19 protein-coding genes are annotated in these 17,340 nt (G+C 74.4%); 10 read left to right on the top strand and 9 right to left on the bottom strand.

The window, feature by feature from the left end:
• Positions 1 to 89: 89 nt before the first annotated feature.
• From ACFV9M_RS24945 to ACFV9M_RS24935, 3 genes are read right to left on the bottom strand one after another with little or no spacing between them, the layout of a single operon-like run.
• Positions 90 to 815 carry a metallophosphoesterase gene (locus ACFV9M_RS24945; RefSeq protein WP_385069174.1) on the bottom strand — a complete coding sequence of 242 codons (726 nt, stop codon included), beginning with the start codon at positions 813 to 815 and terminating at the stop codon, positions 90 to 92.
• Positions 812 to 1,135, bottom strand: a complete 324-nt coding sequence (locus tag ACFV9M_RS24940) for a BON domain-containing protein (protein ID WP_385069176.1) — start codon at positions 1,133 to 1,135, stop codon at positions 812 to 814. Before ACFV9M_RS24940 ends, ACFV9M_RS24945 begins: the two co-directional genes overlap by 4 nt.
• The gene (locus tag ACFV9M_RS24935) at positions 1,132 to 1,824 is read right to left on the bottom strand and encodes a nucleotidyltransferase domain-containing protein (protein ID WP_385069177.1); all 693 of its coding nucleotides are present in this window, start codon (positions 1,822 to 1,824) and stop codon (positions 1,132 to 1,134) included. Before ACFV9M_RS24935 ends, ACFV9M_RS24940 begins: the two co-directional genes overlap by 4 nt.
• Positions 1,825 to 1,998: 174 nt before the next feature.
• Between ACFV9M_RS24935 and ACFV9M_RS24930 the strand changes: the two genes are divergently transcribed.
• On the top strand, positions 1,999 to 2,310 hold the full coding sequence (locus ACFV9M_RS24930) for a hypothetical protein (protein WP_385069178.1): 312 nt from the start codon (positions 1,999 to 2,001) through the stop codon (positions 2,308 to 2,310).
• Between the two features lie 274 nt (positions 2,311 to 2,584).
• On the opposite strand, the gene hypE is transcribed toward ACFV9M_RS24930, so the two are convergent.
• The 6 genes from hypE to hypA form a co-directional block, all read right to left on the bottom strand.
• Positions 2,585 to 3,574, bottom strand: coding sequence for a hydrogenase expression/formation protein HypE (gene hypE / locus ACFV9M_RS24925; RefSeq protein WP_385069251.1), 990 nt, complete (start codon positions 3,572 to 3,574; stop codon positions 2,585 to 2,587).
• Positions 3,575 to 3,638: 64 nt separating this feature from the next.
• Positions 3,639 to 4,742 carry a hydrogenase formation protein HypD gene (gene hypD, locus ACFV9M_RS24920; RefSeq protein ID WP_385069180.1) on the bottom strand — a complete coding sequence of 368 codons (1,104 nt, stop codon included), beginning with the start codon at positions 4,740 to 4,742 and terminating at the stop codon, positions 3,639 to 3,641.
• A complete protein-coding gene (locus ACFV9M_RS24915; RefSeq protein ID WP_385069182.1) occupies positions 4,739 to 5,041 on the bottom strand; it encodes a HypC/HybG/HupF family hydrogenase formation chaperone in 303 nt (100 codons plus the stop codon). Before ACFV9M_RS24915 ends, hypD begins: the two co-directional genes overlap by 4 nt.
• Positions 5,041 to 7,425 (bottom strand): carbamoyltransferase HypF, encoded by a 2,385-nt coding sequence (gene hypF / locus ACFV9M_RS24910; protein ID WP_385069184.1) that lies wholly within the window; start codon positions 7,423 to 7,425, stop codon positions 5,041 to 5,043. Before hypF ends, ACFV9M_RS24915 begins: the two co-directional genes overlap by 1 nt.
• Positions 7,422 to 8,309, bottom strand: coding sequence for a hydrogenase nickel incorporation protein HypB (gene hypB, locus ACFV9M_RS24905; protein ID WP_385069185.1), 888 nt, complete (start codon positions 8,307 to 8,309; stop codon positions 7,422 to 7,424). Before hypB ends, hypF begins: the two co-directional genes overlap by 4 nt.
• Complete coding sequence (gene hypA, locus ACFV9M_RS24900; RefSeq protein ID WP_385069187.1) at positions 8,309 to 8,662, bottom strand: hydrogenase maturation nickel metallochaperone HypA; 354 nt, start codon at positions 8,660 to 8,662, stop codon at positions 8,309 to 8,311. Before hypA ends, hypB begins: the two co-directional genes overlap by 1 nt.
• A 145-nt stretch (positions 8,663 to 8,807) precedes the next feature.
• Here hypA and ACFV9M_RS24895 point away from each other — a divergent pair, with 145 nt between their 5' ends.
• The 9 genes from ACFV9M_RS24895 to ACFV9M_RS24855 are packed head-to-tail and all read left to right on the top strand — an operon-like array spanning position 8,808 to position 17,338.
• Positions 8,808 to 10,532: an enoyl-CoA hydratase-related protein gene (locus tag ACFV9M_RS24895; protein WP_385069252.1), complete on the top strand. Its 1,725-nt coding sequence runs from the start codon at positions 8,808 to 8,810 to the stop codon at positions 10,530 to 10,532.
• A 50-nt stretch (positions 10,533 to 10,582) separates the two neighbouring features.
• Positions 10,583 to 11,638, top strand: coding sequence for a hydrogenase expression protein HypE (locus ACFV9M_RS24890; protein ID WP_385069189.1), 1,056 nt, complete (start codon positions 10,583 to 10,585; stop codon positions 11,636 to 11,638).
• A 42-nt stretch (positions 11,639 to 11,680) separates the two neighbouring features.
• Positions 11,681 to 13,483: a nickel-dependent hydrogenase large subunit gene (locus tag ACFV9M_RS24885; protein ID WP_385069191.1), complete on the top strand. Its 1,803-nt coding sequence runs from the start codon at positions 11,681 to 11,683 to the stop codon at positions 13,481 to 13,483.
• Positions 13,483 to 14,013 (top strand): NifU family protein, encoded by a 531-nt coding sequence (locus tag ACFV9M_RS24880; protein WP_385069192.1) that lies wholly within the window; start codon positions 13,483 to 13,485, stop codon positions 14,011 to 14,013. The genes ACFV9M_RS24885 and ACFV9M_RS24880 overlap by 1 nt, the downstream gene beginning before the upstream one ends.
• Entirely contained in the window at positions 14,010 to 14,666 is a 657-nt protein-coding gene (locus ACFV9M_RS24875) for a DUF5947 family protein (RefSeq protein WP_385069194.1), read from the top strand. The genes ACFV9M_RS24880 and ACFV9M_RS24875 overlap by 4 nt, the downstream gene beginning before the upstream one ends.
• Positions 14,651 to 14,857, top strand: coding sequence for a hypothetical protein (locus ACFV9M_RS24870; RefSeq protein WP_385069196.1), 207 nt, complete (start codon positions 14,651 to 14,653; stop codon positions 14,855 to 14,857). The genes ACFV9M_RS24875 and ACFV9M_RS24870 overlap by 16 nt, the downstream gene beginning before the upstream one ends.
• Entirely contained in the window at positions 14,854 to 15,555 is a 702-nt protein-coding gene (locus ACFV9M_RS24865; protein WP_385069198.1) for a DUF6084 family protein, read from the top strand. The genes ACFV9M_RS24870 and ACFV9M_RS24865 overlap by 4 nt, the downstream gene beginning before the upstream one ends.
• Positions 15,552 to 16,577: a hypothetical protein gene (locus ACFV9M_RS24860; RefSeq protein WP_385069200.1), complete on the top strand. Its 1,026-nt coding sequence runs from the start codon at positions 15,552 to 15,554 to the stop codon at positions 16,575 to 16,577. The genes ACFV9M_RS24865 and ACFV9M_RS24860 overlap by 4 nt, the downstream gene beginning before the upstream one ends.
• Complete coding sequence (locus ACFV9M_RS24855; protein ID WP_385069202.1) at positions 16,574 to 17,338, top strand: hydrogenase maturation protease; 765 nt, start codon at positions 16,574 to 16,576, stop codon at positions 17,336 to 17,338. The genes ACFV9M_RS24860 and ACFV9M_RS24855 overlap by 4 nt, the downstream gene beginning before the upstream one ends.
• The last annotated feature ends 2 nt before the right edge of the window (positions 17,339 to 17,340 follow it).

Raw genomic sequence — 17,340 nt, 5'->3', positions numbered from 1 at the left:
GCCGCGCAACCGGGCGCCCCCCTCACATCCGGAGGGGCGCGCCGGAGCGTTCGGTCGGCGCTCACGGCGCGGGGGCGCCCGTCCCGGCGTCAGTCGGCGTGCAACTGGTACACGTTGAACGCCCGGCGGATGACCGGTTGGGCCACGTTCCGCACCCGCACCCCGCCCGCGGTCATCCCGTGCTCCGTGCCCGCGTGGGCATGGCCGTGCACGGAGAGGTCGGCGCCCGCCGTGTCGATCGCCTCGGCCAGCAGGTAGCTGCCGAGGAACGGGTAGATCTCCAGCGGCTCCCCGGCGAGGGTGTCGGCGACGGGGGAGAAGTGGGTGAGTGCGACCCGTACGTCGCAGCCCTCCCGGTCCAGGTCCTCCAGGGCCGTGCGCAGGGCGTCCGCGCTGCGCCGGGTGGTGCGGACGAACTCCTTCATCAGCGGCTCGCCGAACTCCCCGGCGCTGCGCCCGACGAACCCGCCGCAGAACCCCTTCGTCCCGGCGATCCCGACGCGTGTCCCCTCGCACTCGACGACCGTCCCCTCGCCCTCCAGGACCGTCACGTCCGCGTCCTGGAGGATGGCGGTGACCTTCTCGGGCTGTTCGTCGTGGTGGTCGTGGTTGCCCAGCACCGCCACGACCGGCACCGGCAGCCCCTGCACCTCCCGCGCCACCACGCGCGCCTCCTCCGGTGTGCCGTGCCGGGTGAGGTCGCCGGCCAGCAGCAGCAGGTCGGCGCACTCGGGCAGGGTGTCGAAGGCGGGCCGCAGCAGGCCCTGGCTGTCCGGTCCCATGTGGATGTCCCCGACGGCGGCGACTCGGATCATGGCAGGTCCTCCGCGTGGTCCGGGGAGGCGGTCTCCGCCACCACGACATCGGTGTGCACCGCGAGCCCGGCCAGTTCCTCGTGGACGGTCCGCAGCAGTGTCTCCCGGCACTCCGAGGACGGCACCGTGCCGGTCACCACGACCGACCCGGCCCGCACCTCGGCGCGTACGCCCAGCTCGCCCAGTTCCTCCGCGGCGAGCCGGTCGCGCAGGTGGGCGACGCGGTATTCGGGGTTCTCGGGGTTCCCGGCGTTCTCGGGGTTCCCCGGGCCTGAGCCGGCGCCCCCGGCTCCGCCCGCGTGCTCCGCGAGGGGCCTCATCGCTGTTCCTCCTTCGGCCTTGGCGGGATGACCTCCAGCCGTTCCAGGAAGTAGAAGAACGCGTCGGGCATCGGATCGTCCCCGCAGGCCCGGCGCACCCGGTCCCAGTCGACCCGCTCCCGCAGCGTACGGGCGATCGGCAGCACCGCCCCGAAGTCGCAGTGGTGCTCGGAGAAGGCGGCCACCAGGCTGTGCACCAGGTCGGTCGGCGACAGCACCGGCATGAACACCGAGTCCACCGACAGCTCCTGGGCCCGCTCCAGCATCTCCGAGGTGACCGGCTGGTGCGCCAGCTCGAAGATCAGGTCGACCTGCTGGCCGAGGCAGCTCGCCTTCAGCAGCCAGTCCTCCGGCGGCGCGTGCACCGGCAGCCCGGCGTCCCGCAGCGTCTCGGCGACGTCCCCCGCGTCCTCGGGACGGAAGCAGAAGTCGACGTCGTGCTGGAGGTTCTGGGTGCCGCCGTGGGCGTACACCGCGACGCTCCCCGCGAGGGCGAACCGGTGCCCCTTCCGCTTCAGGATCGCGCCGACCTGCTTCGCGGCCTGGAGGATCGCCTGGTTGCGGTCGAGCGGAAGGTCCTCGGCGAGGGGGTCGTGCCGCGGGACGAGGCCCAGGTCACCGGATGCCAGACGCAGCTCCGCGACACCGGCGTGCTGGTCGTGAGCGTGGTCGTCCGCGTGCTGCGTCACCTCTGCCCCCTTGTTCCTGTTCCTGTCGGCCCCGTGGCCCGGCCCGCGTCCGGCGGACCGTCCGGCGAGGCCGTGACGGCGAGCTCATCGAGTACCCGGCCGCGCCGCGTCGACACGGACCGCGACGACGGATCCGCACGTCTCCCGCTCGCGCATCCTGGGCACCCGGCCCGCATGAACCGCGAGGACACGCACCGGCCGGCCCCCGGCGGGGAGCGCCGGAGAGTCGACCTGCTCGTCGAGGCCTGGCTGGCGGAGACCGAACGGCACGACGCCGCCGCCGCCCGCGAGGCCCGCACCGGCTGGGAGCGGGGCACCCTCCCGGACCACTGCGCCCAGGACCTGGCCCACTGGGTGACCGCCCGCGTCACCGACACGGCCTTCAACGAGGACGAGGGCCCGTGGATCGGCGCTGCCGTCCGGATCACTCCGGCGGACAAGGAGGCGGTCCACCGATGGCTGAAGAACCGGGGCCACCCGATCTGACCCCCGCCGCCCGGCGCGGACTGCCCCGAGGATCCCGCTCGACGGGGGCGGGTGCGCTGCCGCGCCGCCCGACCCCTGGCCGTATCGGGGCGGGTGCGACGCCGCGCCGCCCCCCGGGCCGAACCGGGGCCGACGCGCTGCCGCGCCGCCCGACCCCTGGCCGTATCGGGGCGGATGCGCCGCGCGCCGCCCCCCGGGCCGTACCGGGGCGGGTGCGCCGCCGCGTCGGCCCCCGGCCGGAGCCCGGCCCGCACCCGGGTCGGCCGCCGCCGCTTCAGCAGATGCGCGGCAGTTGCTCCCCCAGCGGCAGGTCGACGACGCGGGTGCCGCCGAGGCCGGTGCGGGCGACGACCATGCCGGGGTGCTCGGCCACGCAGCGGCCGATGACGGCGGCGCCCGCGCCCTGCGGATGGGCGCGCATCGCGGCGAGGACGGCGTCGGCGTGCTCGGGCGGCACGAAGGCCACCAGGCGCCCCTCGTTGGCCACGTACAGCGGGTCGAGCCCCAGGAAGCCGCAGGCGGCGGCCACGGAGCCGGGCACGGGGACGGCGCTCTCGGTGAGGGAGACACCGGTGCCGGAGGCGGTGGCGATCTCGCACAGGGAGGTGGCGAGCCCGCCCCGGGTGGGGTCGCGCAGGACGTGGACGTCCGGTGTCACCTCCAGCATCGCGGCCACCAGCCCGCCCAGCGCAGCGGTGTCGCTGACCACGTCGGAGCCGAACTCCAGCCCCTCCCGCACGCTCAGCACCGCCACACCGTGCGCGCCGATCGGCCCGCTGACGATGATCACGTCCCCCGGCGCGGCGCGCTGCGGACGGATGTCGACGCCCGGCGGGATCAGTCCGATGCCGGAGGTGTTGAGGTAGACGCCGTCGCCGTGGCCGGACTCGACGACCTTGGTGTCGCCCGTCGCCACCGTCACCCCGGCGGCGGAGGCGGCCGCCCCCACGGCCTGGGCGACCCGGCCGACCACGTCCAGTGCGACGCCCTCCTCCAGGATGAAGGCCGTCGACAGGTACGCCGCCCGGGCGCCGCTCATCGCCAGGTCGTTGACCGTGCCGTTCACGGCCAGGTCGCCGATGCCGCCGCCGGGGAAGAACAGCGGGCGCACGACGTAGGAGTCGGTGGAGAACGCCAGCCGCGCCCCGCCCAGTTCGACGGCGGCGGAGTCGGTGAGCGCGGCGAGCGTCTCGTTGCCGTACGCCGCGGCGAACAGATGCCGCGTCAGCTCGCCGGAGAGCGCCCCGCCGCCCCCGTGGCCCATCACGACCACCGGGTGGTCGCGCAGGGGCGCCGGACAGGACCAGTTCGCCGGGTCGACGGTCGTCTCAGCCAACGGGGGCCACCTCCAGCCGCCGGTACAGGTAGTAGGCGGCGCAGGCCCCCTCGCTGGAGACCATCGTCGCGCCCAGCGGGGTGCGCGGGGTGCAGGTCGTGCCGAAGGCCGGGCACTCGTGGGGCTTGATCAGGCCCTGCAGCACCTCGCCGCTGCGGCACTCGGGGGACTCGGCGGTCCGCACGTCGCCGACGTCGAAGCGGTGCTCGGCGTCGTACGCCCGGAACGCCTCCGACAGCCGCCAGCCGCTGCCCGGGATGGTCCCGATGCCCCGCCAGGCGCGGTCGGTGACCTCGAAGACCTCCTCGATCATGCGCAGCGCCGCCGGGTTGCCGGCCTCGCGCACCGCGCGCGGGTAGGCGTTCTCCACCCGGTGCTCCCCGCGCTCCAGCTGGTGGACCGTGCGGCGGACGCCCTCCAGGATGTCCAGCGGTTCAAAGCCGGTCACCACGATCGGGACGCGGTGGCGCGCGGCCAGTTCGGGGTACTCGGCGGTGCCCATCACGCTGCACACGTGACCGGCGGCCAGGAAGGCCTGCACCCGGCACCCGGGCGCCCGCATGATCGCCTCGACCGCGGGCGGCACCCGTACGTGCGACACCAGCAGGCTGAAGTTCCCGATGCCCTGCCGGCGGGCCTCGTGCACGGTCATCGCGTTGGCGGGGGCCGTGGTCTCGAAGCCGATGCCGAAGAACACGACCTCCTTGTCCGGCTCGCGGCGGGCGATCTCCAGGGCGTCCAGCGGCGAGTAGACCACCCGCACGTCGCCGCCCTCGCCCCGCACCCGGAACAGGTCGCGGTCGGTCCCCGGCACACGCAGCATGTCGCCGAAGGAGCAGAAGACGACGTTCGGGCGGGACGCGATCGCCAGCGCCTTGTCGATCATCTCCAGCGGGGTCACGCACACCGGGCAGCCGGGGCCGTGGATCAGCTCCACCTCGTCGGGGAGGAGCTGGTCGATGCCATGGCGGATGATGGAGTGGGTCTGCCCGCCGCAGACCTCCATCATCGCCCAGGGCCGGGTCACGGTGGCCCGGATCTCGGCCAGCAGCCGCCGGGCCAGCGCGGGGTCGTTGAACTCCTCGATGTACTTCACCGGATGCCTTCCTGCTCCGTGGCCGCCTCCGCCTCCGCCTCGGCACGCGCCCAGGCGTCGCCGAACTCCTCCTCCAGCAGGCCGAGCTGTGCGAACAGCTCCAGCGAGGCGCGGGCCGACTCCTCGTCCAGCCGCTGGAGCGCGAAGCCGACGTGGACGATGACGTACTCGCCCACCTCGGCGTCCGGGACATAGGCCAGGCACACGTCCTTGACCACGCCGCCGAAGTCGACCCGCGCCATGCGCGTGCCGTCCCGGTCCTCGATCCCGACCACCCGGCCGGGCACCGCCAGGCACATCAGCGTCCTCCTTGTCGTTGCGGAAGTTCCGTGCGACGGCCTGCCGCCACGACCAGCTGGCCGAGCGCGAGACCTCCGTCGTTGGGCGGCACCCGCCGGTGGCGCAGCACCGTGAAGCCGTCCGCGGCCAGCAGCGCGGCGCACTCGGCGTCGAGCAGCGCGTTGGCGAACACCCCGCCCGAGAGCGCGGCCACGCCGGTCCCCGTCCGCCGGCGCGCGGACCGGCAGACCGCCAGGACGGCCCGGGCGACCGCCCGGTGGAAGCGGGCGGCGATCACCGGCACGGGCACCCCGCGCCGCAGGTCGGCCACGATCGCGGCCAGCGCGGGCCCGGGGTCCAGGCCCTCGGCGAAGGCGTACGCCCCGGTCGGCTCCGGCCAGGCGGGCAGCGCCGCCGCCTCCAGCTCCATCGCGGCCTGCGCCTCGTAGCGGGCCCGGTGGCAGACCCCGACGAGGGAGGAGACCGCGTCGAAGAGCCGGCCCATGCTGGAGGTCGGCACGCACGCCGTGCCGCGCTCCAGCTGCTGCCGCAGCAGCCGCAGTTCGCCGCGGTCGCAGGCGGCGACGCACGGCAGGTCCGCGTCCCAGGGCAGACCGGCGGCGCGCAGCCGGGCCAGCGCGGTACGGCACGGGTTGGCCACGCCCGCGTCACCGCCGGGCAGCGGCGCGTACGGCAGATGCGCCCACCGGCGGTAGCCGTCGTAGCCCGCGAGCAGCACCTCGCCGCCCCAGACCGCGCCGTCGTCGCCGTATCCGGTCCCGTCGAAGGCCACGCCGATGACGACGGCGTCACCGTCCAGCCCGTGCTCCGCCATCAGGGAGGCGACGTGGGCGTGGTGGTGCTGCACCGGCCGCAGGGCGAGCCCGCCCGTGTCCGCGGCACGCCGGGCCCAGCGGGCCGAGTGGTACCCGGGATGCCGGTCCGCCGCCAGCAGCCCGTAGTCGACCCCGGTCAGCGCGCGCAGCCGCCGCGCCGCCCGCTCGAAGGCGCGTACGGTGGCCAGGTCGCCCATGTCGCCGATGTGCGGGGAGAACCAGGCCCGGTCCTCCGCGCCGAGGCACAGGGCGTTCTTGAGGTCACCGCCCACCGCGAGGGCCGGGGCGACGGGGACGGGCAGCGCGACCGGCTCGGGGACGAGACCGCGTGACCGGCGCAGGACGACCGCGCCGCCGCCGTCTGCGCGGACCCGGACCACGGAGTCGTCGCAGGGCGCCTCGATGACCCGGTCGTGCCAGAGCCAGGCGTCGGCGATGCCGCCGAGCCGCTCCCGCGCCTCGGCGTCGTTGGTGACGATCGGCTCCCCGGACCGGTTGCCGCTGGTCATCACCAGGACCCGGGGCCCCGGCGGATCCCCCGGCAGCCCGAACAGCAGCCGGTGCAGGGGGGTGTACGGCAGCATCACGCCGATGTCCGGAGCGCCCGGGCAGACCGACTCGGCCGGTCCGGCGGTCCCCGCCGCGCGGCGCAGCAGGACGATCGGCCGCCGCCGGCCCGTCAGGACCGCGCGCTCCTCGCGGCCGACGTGCGCCAGCCGTTCGGCGTCCGCCAGGTCGGCGCACATGACGGCGAACGGCTTGCCGCCGCGCCGCTTGCGGGTGCGCAGCGCGGCGACGGCCCGCTCGTCGCGGGCGTCGCACGCCAGGTGGTACCCGCCGAGCCCCTTGACGGCCAGCACGGCGCCCCGCGCCAGGAGCCGGCGGGCCTCCGCCAGGGCCGCCTCGCCCTCCCGGGGCCGCCCGCCGGGCACGGTGAGCCGCAGCACGGGCCCGCAGTCGTGGCACGCCACCGGCTGGGCGTGGAAGCGGCGGTCGGCCGGGTCCGCGTACTCGGTGGCGCACGCCCGGCACAGCGGGAACACCGCCATGGTGGTGGTCGCCCGGTCGTAGGGCAGGCCGGTGGAGATGGTGAAGCGGGGACCGCAGTGCGTGCACGTGATGAAGGGGTGCCGGTGGCGGCGGTCCGCCGGGTCCGCCAGCTCCCGCAGGCAGTCGTCGCAGGGCGCGGTGTCCGGCGGGACGAGCGTCCGGCGCGTGCTGCCGCCGGCGCCCTCGTCGCCGTTCTCGGACGGGTGGATGACGAAACCGGGCGCGCCGAGCGCCGGGACCGTCTCGTACGCCACCTCCTGGACGTCCGCCAGGGGCGGCGGCCGTTCGGCCAGGGCCCGGCAGAACTCGGCCACGGCCTCCGGGGGACCCTCGACCTCGGCGACCACTCCGGCCGCGCCGTTGCGCACATGACCGGAGAGGTCCAGCTCCACCGCCAGACGGTGCACGAAGGGCCGGAATCCCACGCCCTGCACGGTCCCCCGCACGACGACCCGTCGCCGTACCGCGGCCGGGCCGGCGGTGTCCCCGGTGCCCCTGGCGGTGGTCGTGGAGGTCACGCGGGGGTGGCCCGGGAGGCGCGCCCGTGCCCGTGCCCGTGGTCGTGTCCGGCACCGTGCTCGTGCGCGGGGTCGGGCCCGTGCCCGTCGTCGTGCGCGTGGTCGTGCGCGTGGTCGTGGTCGTGGGCGTGGTCGTGCGCGGGGGAGTGTCCGTGGGAGTGGTCGGGCCCGTGGTCGTGCGCGTGCCGGCGGAGGTGGTCCGCGGCGAGGAGCGGGGCGTGCGGCGTCCCTCCGTCGGCCACGACGAGGATCCGGTCGAGCAGGATGTCGACGCCCTGTCCGGTCCGGGCCGAGGTGGGCAGGACCTCCACGCCGGGATTGACGCGCTCCACGGCCGCCGTGAAGGCGGCGTCGTCGAAGCCGACGGGGCCGGCGAGGTCCGTCTTCGTCAGCACCACCAGCTGGGCCGCGCCGAACGCGGTCGGGTACTTCAGCGGCTTGTCCTCGCCCTCCGTCACCGACATCAGCGTCACGCGCAGGGTCTCGCCCAGGTCGTAGGAGGCGGGACAGACCAGGTTCCCGACGTTCTCCACGAACAGCAGACGCGTCGCGGGCGGGAGCCAGCCGTCGATCAGGCCGCGCAGCTGGGCCGCCTCCAGGTGGCACAGGCCGCCGGTCAGCACCTGCTTCACCGGCGCCCCGGAGCGGGCCAGGCGGCGGGCGTCGTTCTCGGTGGCCAGGTCGGCGGTGAGGGCGGCGACGGCGACACCCCGCTCGCGGGCCCGGCGCAGCACCAGTTCGAGCAGCGCGGTCTTGCCGCTGCCGGGGCTGGAGAGCAGGTTGACGGCCGTCACCCGCCGTCTCGCCAGGTCGGCGCGGAGCTCGGCCGCCAGGCCGTCGTTCTTCGCCAGTACGGCCGTCCGTACGTCGACGCTGCGGCACATCACGGGCTCCCTGCCATTCGTACCTCCGCCAGTTCCAGTTCCCGCCCGGTCAGCAGTTCGGCCGCGGCGGTGTCGCAGTGCGGGCACCACAGCGCGGGGGGCGAGCCGACCGCGAACCGCGTGCCGCAGCCGCCGCACCGGGCCCGCGCCGGCACCTCCTCGATGACCAGCTCCGCGCCGGCCAGCGCCGTGCCCTCGGCGACCAGCGAGAAGGAGAAGCGCAGGGCGTCCGGGACGACCCCCGCCAGCTCGCCGATCCGCAGCGTCACGCCCGTCACCGCGGCCGCCCCGTGGTCGCGGGCCACGCCCTCGGCGTTCTCCACCACCGCGGCGGCGATCGACAGCTCGTGCATGCCCCGCACGGTAGGCACGGCCGGGGCCCCGCCCGGTCACGCGGAGACGGACGGGGGGTGTTTTCCCCCGGGCGGCCCAAGCGCGCCCGGCCCGGGGCGTGCCTACCGTGCCGGGCGCGGGTCGTCGGGGGAGCATCGCCGCGTGATGCGGATTCTGCTGCTTGCGAGCGCGTTCAACAGCCTCACCCAGCGGGTCTTCGTGGAGCTGCGCGACCGCGGGCACCCCGTCGCCGTCGAGCTGGCCCTCGGGGACGACGAGCGACTCACCGCCGCCGTGCGCCGCCACGCGCCCGACCTGGTGATCGCCCCCATGCTGACGACCGCCGTGCCGGAAGCGGTCTGGTCGGCGTACTGCTGCCTGATCGTCCATCCGGGGCCGCCCGGCGACCGGGGCCCGTCGTCGCTCGACCGGGCGGTCCAGGAGGGCCGTGGACGCTGGGGCGTGACGGTCCTTCAGGCGGTGGCCGAGATGGACGCCGGACCGGTGTGGGCGTCGGCCGGCTTCGCCGTGCCGCCGGACGTCGGCAAGAGCGAGCTGTACCGGGGCGAACTGGCCGACGCCGCCCTGAGAGCGGTCCTGCTCGCCGTCGAACGCTTCGCCTCCGGCACGTACACCCCGCTCACGCCGCCCGAGCACACCTGGCAGCCGTACCTGCGCCAGGAGGAGCGCCGCATCGACTGGCACCACGACCCCACGGACACGGTGCTGCGCAAACTCCGCGCCGCCGACTCGCAGCCCGGTGTGCTGGACGCCTTCCTGGGCGGCGAGTGGTACCTGCACGGCGGCCGGCCCGAGCACCGCCTCACCGGCCCGCCGGGTGAGATCCTGGCCACGCGCCACGGGGCGATCTGCCGGGCGACCACGGACGGCGCGGTCTGGATCCCCGAGCTGCGCCCCCGCCGGCGCCCCGGGGAACCGGCGACGTTCAAACTGCCGGCGACCACGGCGCTGGGCACGTTGCTGCCGACAGCGCCCCGCGAGGGGCGCGGGGAACCGCGCGAACAACCCCCCACGGCCGACAGCCGGAACCCGACAGGCGGGAGCTACGAGGACATCACCTACGAGGAACACGGCACCGTCGGCCACCTCGCCTTCCGCTTCCCCGGCGGAGCCATGAGCACCGGTCAGTGCCGCCGTCTCCTCGACGCCTACCGCCACGCCCGCACCCGCCCCACCGACGTCGTCGTCCTCGGCGGGACCAGGGACTTCTTCTCCAACGGCATCCACCTGAACGTCATCGAGGCCGCCCCCGACCCCGCCGCCGAGTCGCTGGCCAACATCGAGGCCATCGACGACCTGGTGGAGGAGATCCTCACCACCACCGACCGCCTGGTCATCGCCGCCCTGCCCGGCAACGCGGCCGCCGGCGGCGCCATGCTCGCCCTCGCCGCGGACGAGGTGTGGTGCCGCGAGGGCGCCGTCCTCAACCCGCACTACCGCCTGATGGGCCTGTACGGATCCGAGTACTGGACCTACACCCTGCCCCGGCGGGTCGGTCCGGCGGCCGCCGCGCGGCTCACCGGCGAGGCCCTGCCGATCGGCGCCCACGCGGCCCGCACCCTCGGGCTGGTCGACCGGGTCCTGGGGTGCGGGCCGGGGGACTTCACGGCGGAGGTCACCCGGATGGCCGACCGGCTGGCCCGTTCCGCGGGGCTGCCCACCCGGCTGGGCGCGAAGAAGGCCGCGCGGGAGCGCGACGAGGCCGTCCGCCCGCTGCGCGCCCACCGCGCCGCCGAACTGGAGCGCATGCGCGCCGTCTTCGACGACCCCACCGCCCCCTACCACGCCCTGCGCTCCGCCTTCGTACGCAAGCGGCGGCCGGACGGGACGCCGGAGCACCTCCGAACGGAGTGTCCGAATGGTGGCTGATTGTCTGATGTGTCAGCCTGCTGCGGGGGACGCCGCCAGGAAGGGATCCCATGAGCACCGACACCGAGGCCCCCGCGGCCGTGGAAGAGGTCCACATCCTGTGGACCTCCGAGGGAATGAGCTGTGACGGCGACACCGTCTCGGTCACGGCGGCCTCGCTGCCCAGTCTCGAGGACGTCGTCCTGGGCGCCATCCCCGGACTGCCCAAGGTCCATCTGCACAACAAGGTCCTCGCCTACGAGACCGCCGACGACTTCACCCGCCCCTTCCACCAGGCCGCCGACGGCACCCTGGGCGCGCCGTACGTGCTCGTCGTCGAGGGCTCCGTCCCCAACGAGCGCATCAACGGCGACGGTTACTGGACCTCGATGGGCAACGACCCGCGCACGGGCGACCCCATCACCTTCAACACCTGGATCGACCGGCTCGCCCCCGGCGCCTTCGCCGTCGTGGCGGTCGGCACCTGCGCCACGTACGGCGGCATCCACGCCATGGCGGGCAACCCCACCGGCTGCATGGGCCTCGCCGACTACCTCGGCTGGGACTTCCGCTCGGCCGGCGGGCTGCCGATCGTCAACGTGCCCGGCTGCCCGGTCCAGCCCGACAACTTCATGGAGACCGTGACCTGGCTGCTCTACCAGGCCGCCGGCATGGCCCCGCCCATCCCGCTCGACGAACAGCTCCGGCCCACCTGGCTGTTCGGCAAGACCGTCCACGAGGGGTGCGACCGCGCCGCCTACTACGAGCAGGGCGACTTCGCCAAGGACTACAACTCGCCCAAGTGCCAGGTGAAGATCGGCTGCTGGGGCCCCGTGGTCAACTGCAACGTCACCAAGCGCGGCTGGATGGACGGCATCGGCGGCTGCCCCAACGTCGGCGGCATCTGCATCGGCTGCACGATGCCCGGCTTCCCCGACAAGTTCATGCCGTTCATGGACGAGCCGCCCGGCGGCAGCGTCTCCTCCGGCCTGCTGTCCTCCACCTACGGTCCGCTGGTGCGCACCCTGCGCGCCATCACCAACCGCTCGGTCAACAAGGAGCCCAAGTGGCGCCACAACCGCGGCGAGCTGACCTCCGGCTTCGCGCCGCGCTGGCCCGGCAAGTGACCCTCACCTCCCGCACCGCCTCGTGTGAAAGGAACCCGTCGAGTGACGACGAGCCAGGCCGCCCCCGCGCAGCAGCGCACCCTCACCGATGTGGCGTTCGATCCGATCACCCGGATCGTCGGCAACCTGGGCATCTACACGAAGATCGACTTCAATGCCCGTGAGGTCGTGGAGTGCAAGAGCACCTCATCGGTCTTCCGCGGCTACAGCGTCTTCATGAAGGGCAAGGACCCCCGCGACGCGCACTTCATCACCAGCCGCATCTGCGGCATCTGCGGGGACAACCACGCCACCTGCTCGGTGTACGCGCAGAACATGGCCTACGGCGTGAAGACACCGCCGCTGGGCGAGTGGATCGTCAACCTCGGCGAGGCCGCCGAGTACATGTTCGACCACACGATCTTCCAGGACAACATGGTCTTCGTCGACTACTGCGAACGCATGGTCAAGGAGACCAACCCGGGCGTGTGGGAGCGGGCCGAGCGCACCCCCGCGCCGCGCGGCGACCGGCACGGGCACCGCACCATCGGCGACATCATGCGCTCGTACAACCCCTTCGAGGGGGCCACGTACAAAGAGGCGCTGGTCATGAGCCGCCTCACCCGCGAGATGATCTGCCTCATGGAAGGGCGCCACGTGCACCCCTCCACCCTTTACCCGGGCGGTGTGGGCACGGTCGCCACCCCCCAGCTGTTCACCGACTACCTGGTCCGCCTCACCCGCTGCCTGGACTTCGTCAAGCGGGCCGTCGCCATGAACGACGACGTCTTCGACTTCTTCTACGAGGCCCTGCCCGGCTACGAGGAGGTCGGCCGCCGCCGCACGCTGCTCGGCTGCTGGGGCGCCTTCCAGGACCCCGAGATCGTCGACTACAGCTACAAGAAGATGAACGAGTGGGGCAACCGCATGTTCGTCACCCCGGGCATCGTGGTCGACAACCAGCTCGTCACCACGGACCTGGTCGACATCAACCTCGGCATGCGCATCCTGCTCGGCAGCTCCTACTACGAGGACTGGACGGGCGAGGAGACCTTCGTCGACAAGGACCCGCTCGGCAACCCGGTCGACAAGCGGCACCCCTGGAACCAGACCACCCTGCCCGCACCGCAGAAGCGCGAGCTGGACGGCGGCAACTACAGCTGGGTGATGAGCCCCCGCTGGTTCGACAAGCGCACCAACGACTTCCTCGCCCTGGACACCGGCGGCGGCCCCATCGCCCGCCTGTGGGCCACCGCCCTCGCCGGGAAGGTCGCCACGCCGTACGTGCGCTCCACCGGCCACAGCGTGCAGATCGACCTGCCGAAGACGCCGTCGTCGGCCGAGACCCGGCTGGAGTGGACGCCCCCGCCGTTCCCCAACACCATCGAGCGCAACCGGGCCCGCATGTACTTCGTCGCCTACGCGGCGGCCATGGCCCTGCACTTCGTCGACCAGGCCCTGAACGAGGTCCGCTCCGGCGTCACCAAGACCTTCCAGGACTTCAAGGTCCCCAAGGAGGCCATCGGCGTCGGCTTCCACGAGGCCGTGCGCGGAGTCCTCAGCCACCACCTGGTCATCCGCGACGGCAAGATCGCCAACTACCACCCGTACCCGCCGACCCCGTGGAACGCCAGCCCGCGTGACTTCTACGGCACCCCCGGCCCGTACGAGGACGCGGTGCAGGGCTGTCCGATCTTCGAGGAGAACGGTCCGGACAACTTCAAGGGCATCGACATCATGCGCACCGTCCGCAGTTTCGACCCCTGCCTGCCCTGCGGCGTGCACATGTACCTCGGCGGCGGCCGCACCCTCACCCAGTCCCACTCGCCGACCTTCGGCGCCCTCGCGGACCAGGGCGGCCGTTGATGCCCTGGGAACCCTGGGACGACACCCACGCCCGCCGCCAGGTGGCGCTCGCCGAGGAGCGGCTGTCCGGCCTGGACGCCCTGCCGGACGGCCTGGCCGCGGCACGGGCCGCGCAGTCCGTCGAGACGCTCGTCGGACTGTACGGACAGTGCCTGGGACGGATCACCGCCCACCTGGCCGGCCACCCCGACCTGCTGGACCGGCTGGCCGCCGACGAACTCGTCGGCCATCTGCTGCTCGTGCACGACCTGCACCCCGACCCGGCCGAGACCCGGGTCCGGCAGGCCCTCGCCGCGCTGCCCGAACCGCCCGAGATCCTCGAACTGACCGGCACGGCGCTGCGGGTCCGGGTGACCGGCGGCGGATGCGGCGCGGCCGGCGCCGAACAGGCCGTACGGGACGCCGTGGCCGCCCGGGCCCCGGAGATCGACGACGTCCGGGTGGAGACCGGGGGCCAGGCCGCGGCGCTGATCCCCGTCGACTCCCTGTTCCGGGACCGTACGCCCGTCGGCGGGGGAGCCTGCGGATGAACGGGCTCCGCCGGGTGGCGCGGCAGGCGGCCCGGGCCGACGGCCGGGACGCCGTGGAGCGGTGCGACCTGTGCGCCCAGCCGCTGCCGCCCGGCTACCCGCACCGCCACGTCCTCCGGCCCGCCACCGGCACCGTCTCCTGCGCCTGCCCCGCCTGCGCCGTGCTCTTCGACCACGACGCCGGCTCGGCCGGCGGCCACCGGCTGCTGCCGCGGGAGCGGCGACGGCTCGACGGCTGCCGGATCGACGACGCGGCGTGGGCGTGCCTGGGCGTCCCCGTCTCCCTCGCCTTCTTCACCCGCTCCGGCGAGAGCGGGGAGGTCACCGCGGCCTACCCGAGCCCGCTGGGCGTCCTGCGCGCCCCCGTCCCCCCGGACAGCTGGCGGGACGTCGAGACCTGCCATCCCGACCTGCCCGAGCACGTCACCGACGTCCAGGCACTGCTGGTCGACCGGGGCCACGGGGCGAGCGAGCACTGGCTCGTCCCGCTCGACGACTGCTACCGCCTGGCCGCCGTCGTACGCGCACACTGGAAGGGACTGGACGGCGGCCCCGAGGTGTGGCAGCGGGTCGAGGACTTCTTCCGGGCACTGGCCGACCCCACCGACCCCACCCCCTTCACCCCACAGGAGGCGTCATGGGCATCACCGTAGGCACACCCGACGTCGAGCCCGACAAGCCCGCGCACGTCGCGGGCGTACGGCGCGGCAACCACCGGGGCCTGTACAAGCGCCAGCCGGGGCACCGCCGCGACGACCGCTCCACGGCCCGGCGCTCCACCGGCATCAACGCCCGCCACCGCAACCCGGTCGACCGGGACATGCCGAACCTGTCCCCCGCATGACGGCGCCGCCCGCGCTGTCCGCTCCCGCCGCCCCGGTCCTGGCGTTCACCGTCACCGGGGCGCAGGAGGAGCGCTTCGCCGCGCTGCCCGTCCTCCGCTTCGACCTGGAGATCGCCAGGACCGCCGGACGGCCCGTCGGCTCCGTCGCCCTGACCACCGTCGTCCGCATCGACGTCGCCCGCCGCCGCTACCGGCCCGAGGCACGGGAGGCGCTCGGCGAGCTGTTCGGGGAGCCCGAGCAGTGGGCGGCCGGCATGCGCCCGCTCGTCTGGGCCCGCACCACCGTGCACGTCCCGGCCTTCGACGACCGCACGACGGTCCACCTCCCCGTCGAGTGCTCCTACGACACCGAACTGGCCGTCACCAAGTACCTGCGCGCGGTCGGCGACGACGGCGACGTGCCGCTCGACTTCCTCTTCAGCGGCACCGTCTTCCACCGCACGCCCGACGGACCCGGACTCGTGGCGTCCCGCATCTCCTGGGCCGACGGCGACACCCGCTACGACCTGCCCGCAGCCCTGTGGCACTCCCTGACCGACCGCTACCACGCGGGCAGCCCCTGGCTGCGGCTGACCCGCGACACCTACGACCGCCTCGACGCCTACCGCGCCCGGCACGTCCTCGCCACGCCCGACGACGCCGTGCGCGCCCTGCTCGACGGCACCGCCCACCACCACTCGGGGACCTCCAGCACATGACCCTCACCGACCACCGCGACCACCCGGACCTCTCCGACGTCGAGAAGATCACCCGGACCTGCCTGTACGAGGGCTACCTGCTGTGGCCCTACCGCAGGTCCGCGCTGAAGAACGCCAAGCGCTGGACCTTCGGCGGCGTCTTCCCCGCTGCTTGCGCCGACGCGCTCGGCGAACCGGACACCATGACCACCCAGGTCCTCCACGAAGGACCCCTGGACGACCTCACCGTGCGGGTGCGGTTCCTCCAGGTGGTGGACCGCACGGTCACGCGGGACGGCCGTCCCGTCGACGAGCTGACCGTCGCGGGGGAGCGGTACCTGAGCTGGCAGGAGGCGACCGAGCGGGAGGCCGTGCTGACCGGCGCCCCCGCCCGCGCGGCCGTCGAGATCCCCGAGGGCACCGACACCGAGGAGCTGCCCGGCGGGACCGCCCGGCTGGTCCGCGGCTGGCGGCGCCTCACCGGCACCGTCGAGGTCACGGCCGAGCCGGTCGCCGACGGGGTGCACCGGCTGACGGTGCGGATCGGCAACAGCACCCCCTGCCCGGTGCCCGAACCCGGGGCCCGCCACGCGCGGGAGGCCACCGCCCCCTACGCGTTCGTCTCCACCCACACCGTCCTGCACGCCGGCACCGGCCGCTTCGTCTCCCTCCTCGACCCGCCCGCCGCCCTGCGCGAGCACGCCGCCGCCTGCCGCAGCCAGGGCACCTGGCCGGTCCTGGTCGGCACCGACGCGGGCGACGGCCGGGCGGGCACCGTGCTCTCCTCGCCGGTCACCCTGTACGACTTCCCGCGGGTCGCGCCGGAGAGCCCGGGCGACCTGTTCGACGGGACCGAGATCGACCAGCTGCTCGTGCTGAGCGTGCTGAGCCTGACCGAGGAGGAGCGCGCCGAGGCACGGGCCTGCGACCCCCGGGCGCGTGAGATCCTCGACCGCTGCGCCGGGCTCGGCACCGAGGACCTCATGGCCCTGCACGGCACGATCCGCGAGTTCCGCGCGACCGGCCCGGGGGAGGAGCGGTGAACGGCGCCCCCTACCGTCCCGGCACCCGCGTGCGGCTCCGGCCGTCCCGGCGGGCCGACATCATGGACCTCGCCCTGACGGGCCGGATCGCCGAGGTCGCCGCCGTGGAGGAGGACCTCGAAGGGCAGGTGCACGTCGCCGTAGTCCTCGACGGCGACCCGGGCCGCGACCTGGGCGCCGCGAGCCAGATCGGCCACCGGTTCTTCTTCGCCCCCGACGAGCTCGAACCGCTCCCCGGAACCGACGGCGGCCCGCCGGCCCACCGGGTGCTCGTCGCGGGCGTCGGCAACATCTTCCTGGCCGACGACGGCTTCGGCCCCGAGGCCGTCGCCCTCCTCGCCGGCCGTGCCCTGCCCGACGGCGTCCACGTCGCCGACTTCGGCATCCGCGGCATGGACCTCGCCTACCGCATGCTGGACGGCTACGACACCGTCGTCCTGCTGGACGCCACCCCGCACGGGCAGCCGCCCGGCACCCTCAGCGTCATCGAGCCCGACCTCGCCGCGCTCCCCGCAGCGGGCGCCCCCGAGGCCCACGCCATGGACCCGGTCAAGGTGCTCGGCCTCGCCCGGCAGCTGGGCGACGGGCGGCTGCCCCGCGTCCTCGTCGTCGGCTGCGAGCCCGAGGTCCGCATGCGCGGCGACGAGGTGGACGTCGTCGTCGGCCTCAGCGAACCGGTCCGCGAGGCCGTGACGCGCTCTGTGCCCTTCGTCGAGTCCCTCGTGGCCGACATCCTGGCCGACGCGGCCGAGAGGAGGTGAAC

It is taken from the genome of Streptomyces sp. NPDC059895 (assembly GCF_042731035.1).
Classification (GTDB): Bacteria; Actinomycetota; Actinomycetes; order Streptomycetales; family Streptomycetaceae; genus Streptomyces.
The sequence above is the reverse complement of the archived record's forward strand: the minus strand, read 5'-3'. Positions and strand labels throughout refer to the sequence as shown.

Bases quoted from the DNA above. Each gene is read 5' to 3' on its own strand.
- ACFV9M_RS24945 (WP_385069174.1), bottom strand. From the start codon at position 815: ATGATCCGAGTCGCCGCCGTCGGGGACATCCACATGGGACCGGACAGC.
- ACFV9M_RS24940 (WP_385069176.1), bottom strand. From the start codon at position 1,135: ATGAGGCCCCTCGCGGAGCACGCGGGCGGAGCCGGGGGCGCCGGCTCA.
- ACFV9M_RS24930 (WP_385069178.1), top strand. From the start codon at position 1,999: ATGAACCGCGAGGACACGCACCGGCCGGCCCCCGGCGGGGAGCGCCGG.
- hypE (WP_385069251.1), bottom strand. From the start codon at position 3,574: ATGGGCCACGGGGGCGGCGGGGCGCTCTCCGGCGAGCTGACGCGGCAT.
- ACFV9M_RS24915 (WP_385069182.1), bottom strand. From the start codon at position 5,041: ATGTGCCTGGCGGTGCCCGGCCGGGTGGTCGGGATCGAGGACCGGGAC.
- hypB (WP_385069185.1), bottom strand. From the start codon at position 8,309: ATGTGCCGCAGCGTCGACGTACGGACGGCCGTACTGGCGAAGAACGAC.
- hypA (WP_385069187.1), bottom strand. From the start codon at position 8,662: ATGCACGAGCTGTCGATCGCCGCCGCGGTGGTGGAGAACGCCGAGGGC.
- ACFV9M_RS24895 (WP_385069252.1), top strand. From the start codon at position 8,808: ATGCGGATTCTGCTGCTTGCGAGCGCGTTCAACAGCCTCACCCAGCGG.
- ACFV9M_RS24890 (WP_385069189.1), top strand. From the start codon at position 10,583: ATGAGCACCGACACCGAGGCCCCCGCGGCCGTGGAAGAGGTCCACATC.
- ACFV9M_RS24880 (WP_385069192.1), top strand. From the start codon at position 13,483: ATGCCCTGGGAACCCTGGGACGACACCCACGCCCGCCGCCAGGTGGCG.
- ACFV9M_RS24875 (WP_385069194.1), top strand. From the start codon at position 14,010: ATGAACGGGCTCCGCCGGGTGGCGCGGCAGGCGGCCCGGGCCGACGGC.
- ACFV9M_RS24870 (WP_385069196.1), top strand. From the start codon at position 14,651: ATGGGCATCACCGTAGGCACACCCGACGTCGAGCCCGACAAGCCCGCG.
- ACFV9M_RS24865 (WP_385069198.1), top strand. From the start codon at position 14,854: ATGACGGCGCCGCCCGCGCTGTCCGCTCCCGCCGCCCCGGTCCTGGCG.
- ACFV9M_RS24860 (WP_385069200.1), top strand. From the start codon at position 15,552: ATGACCCTCACCGACCACCGCGACCACCCGGACCTCTCCGACGTCGAG.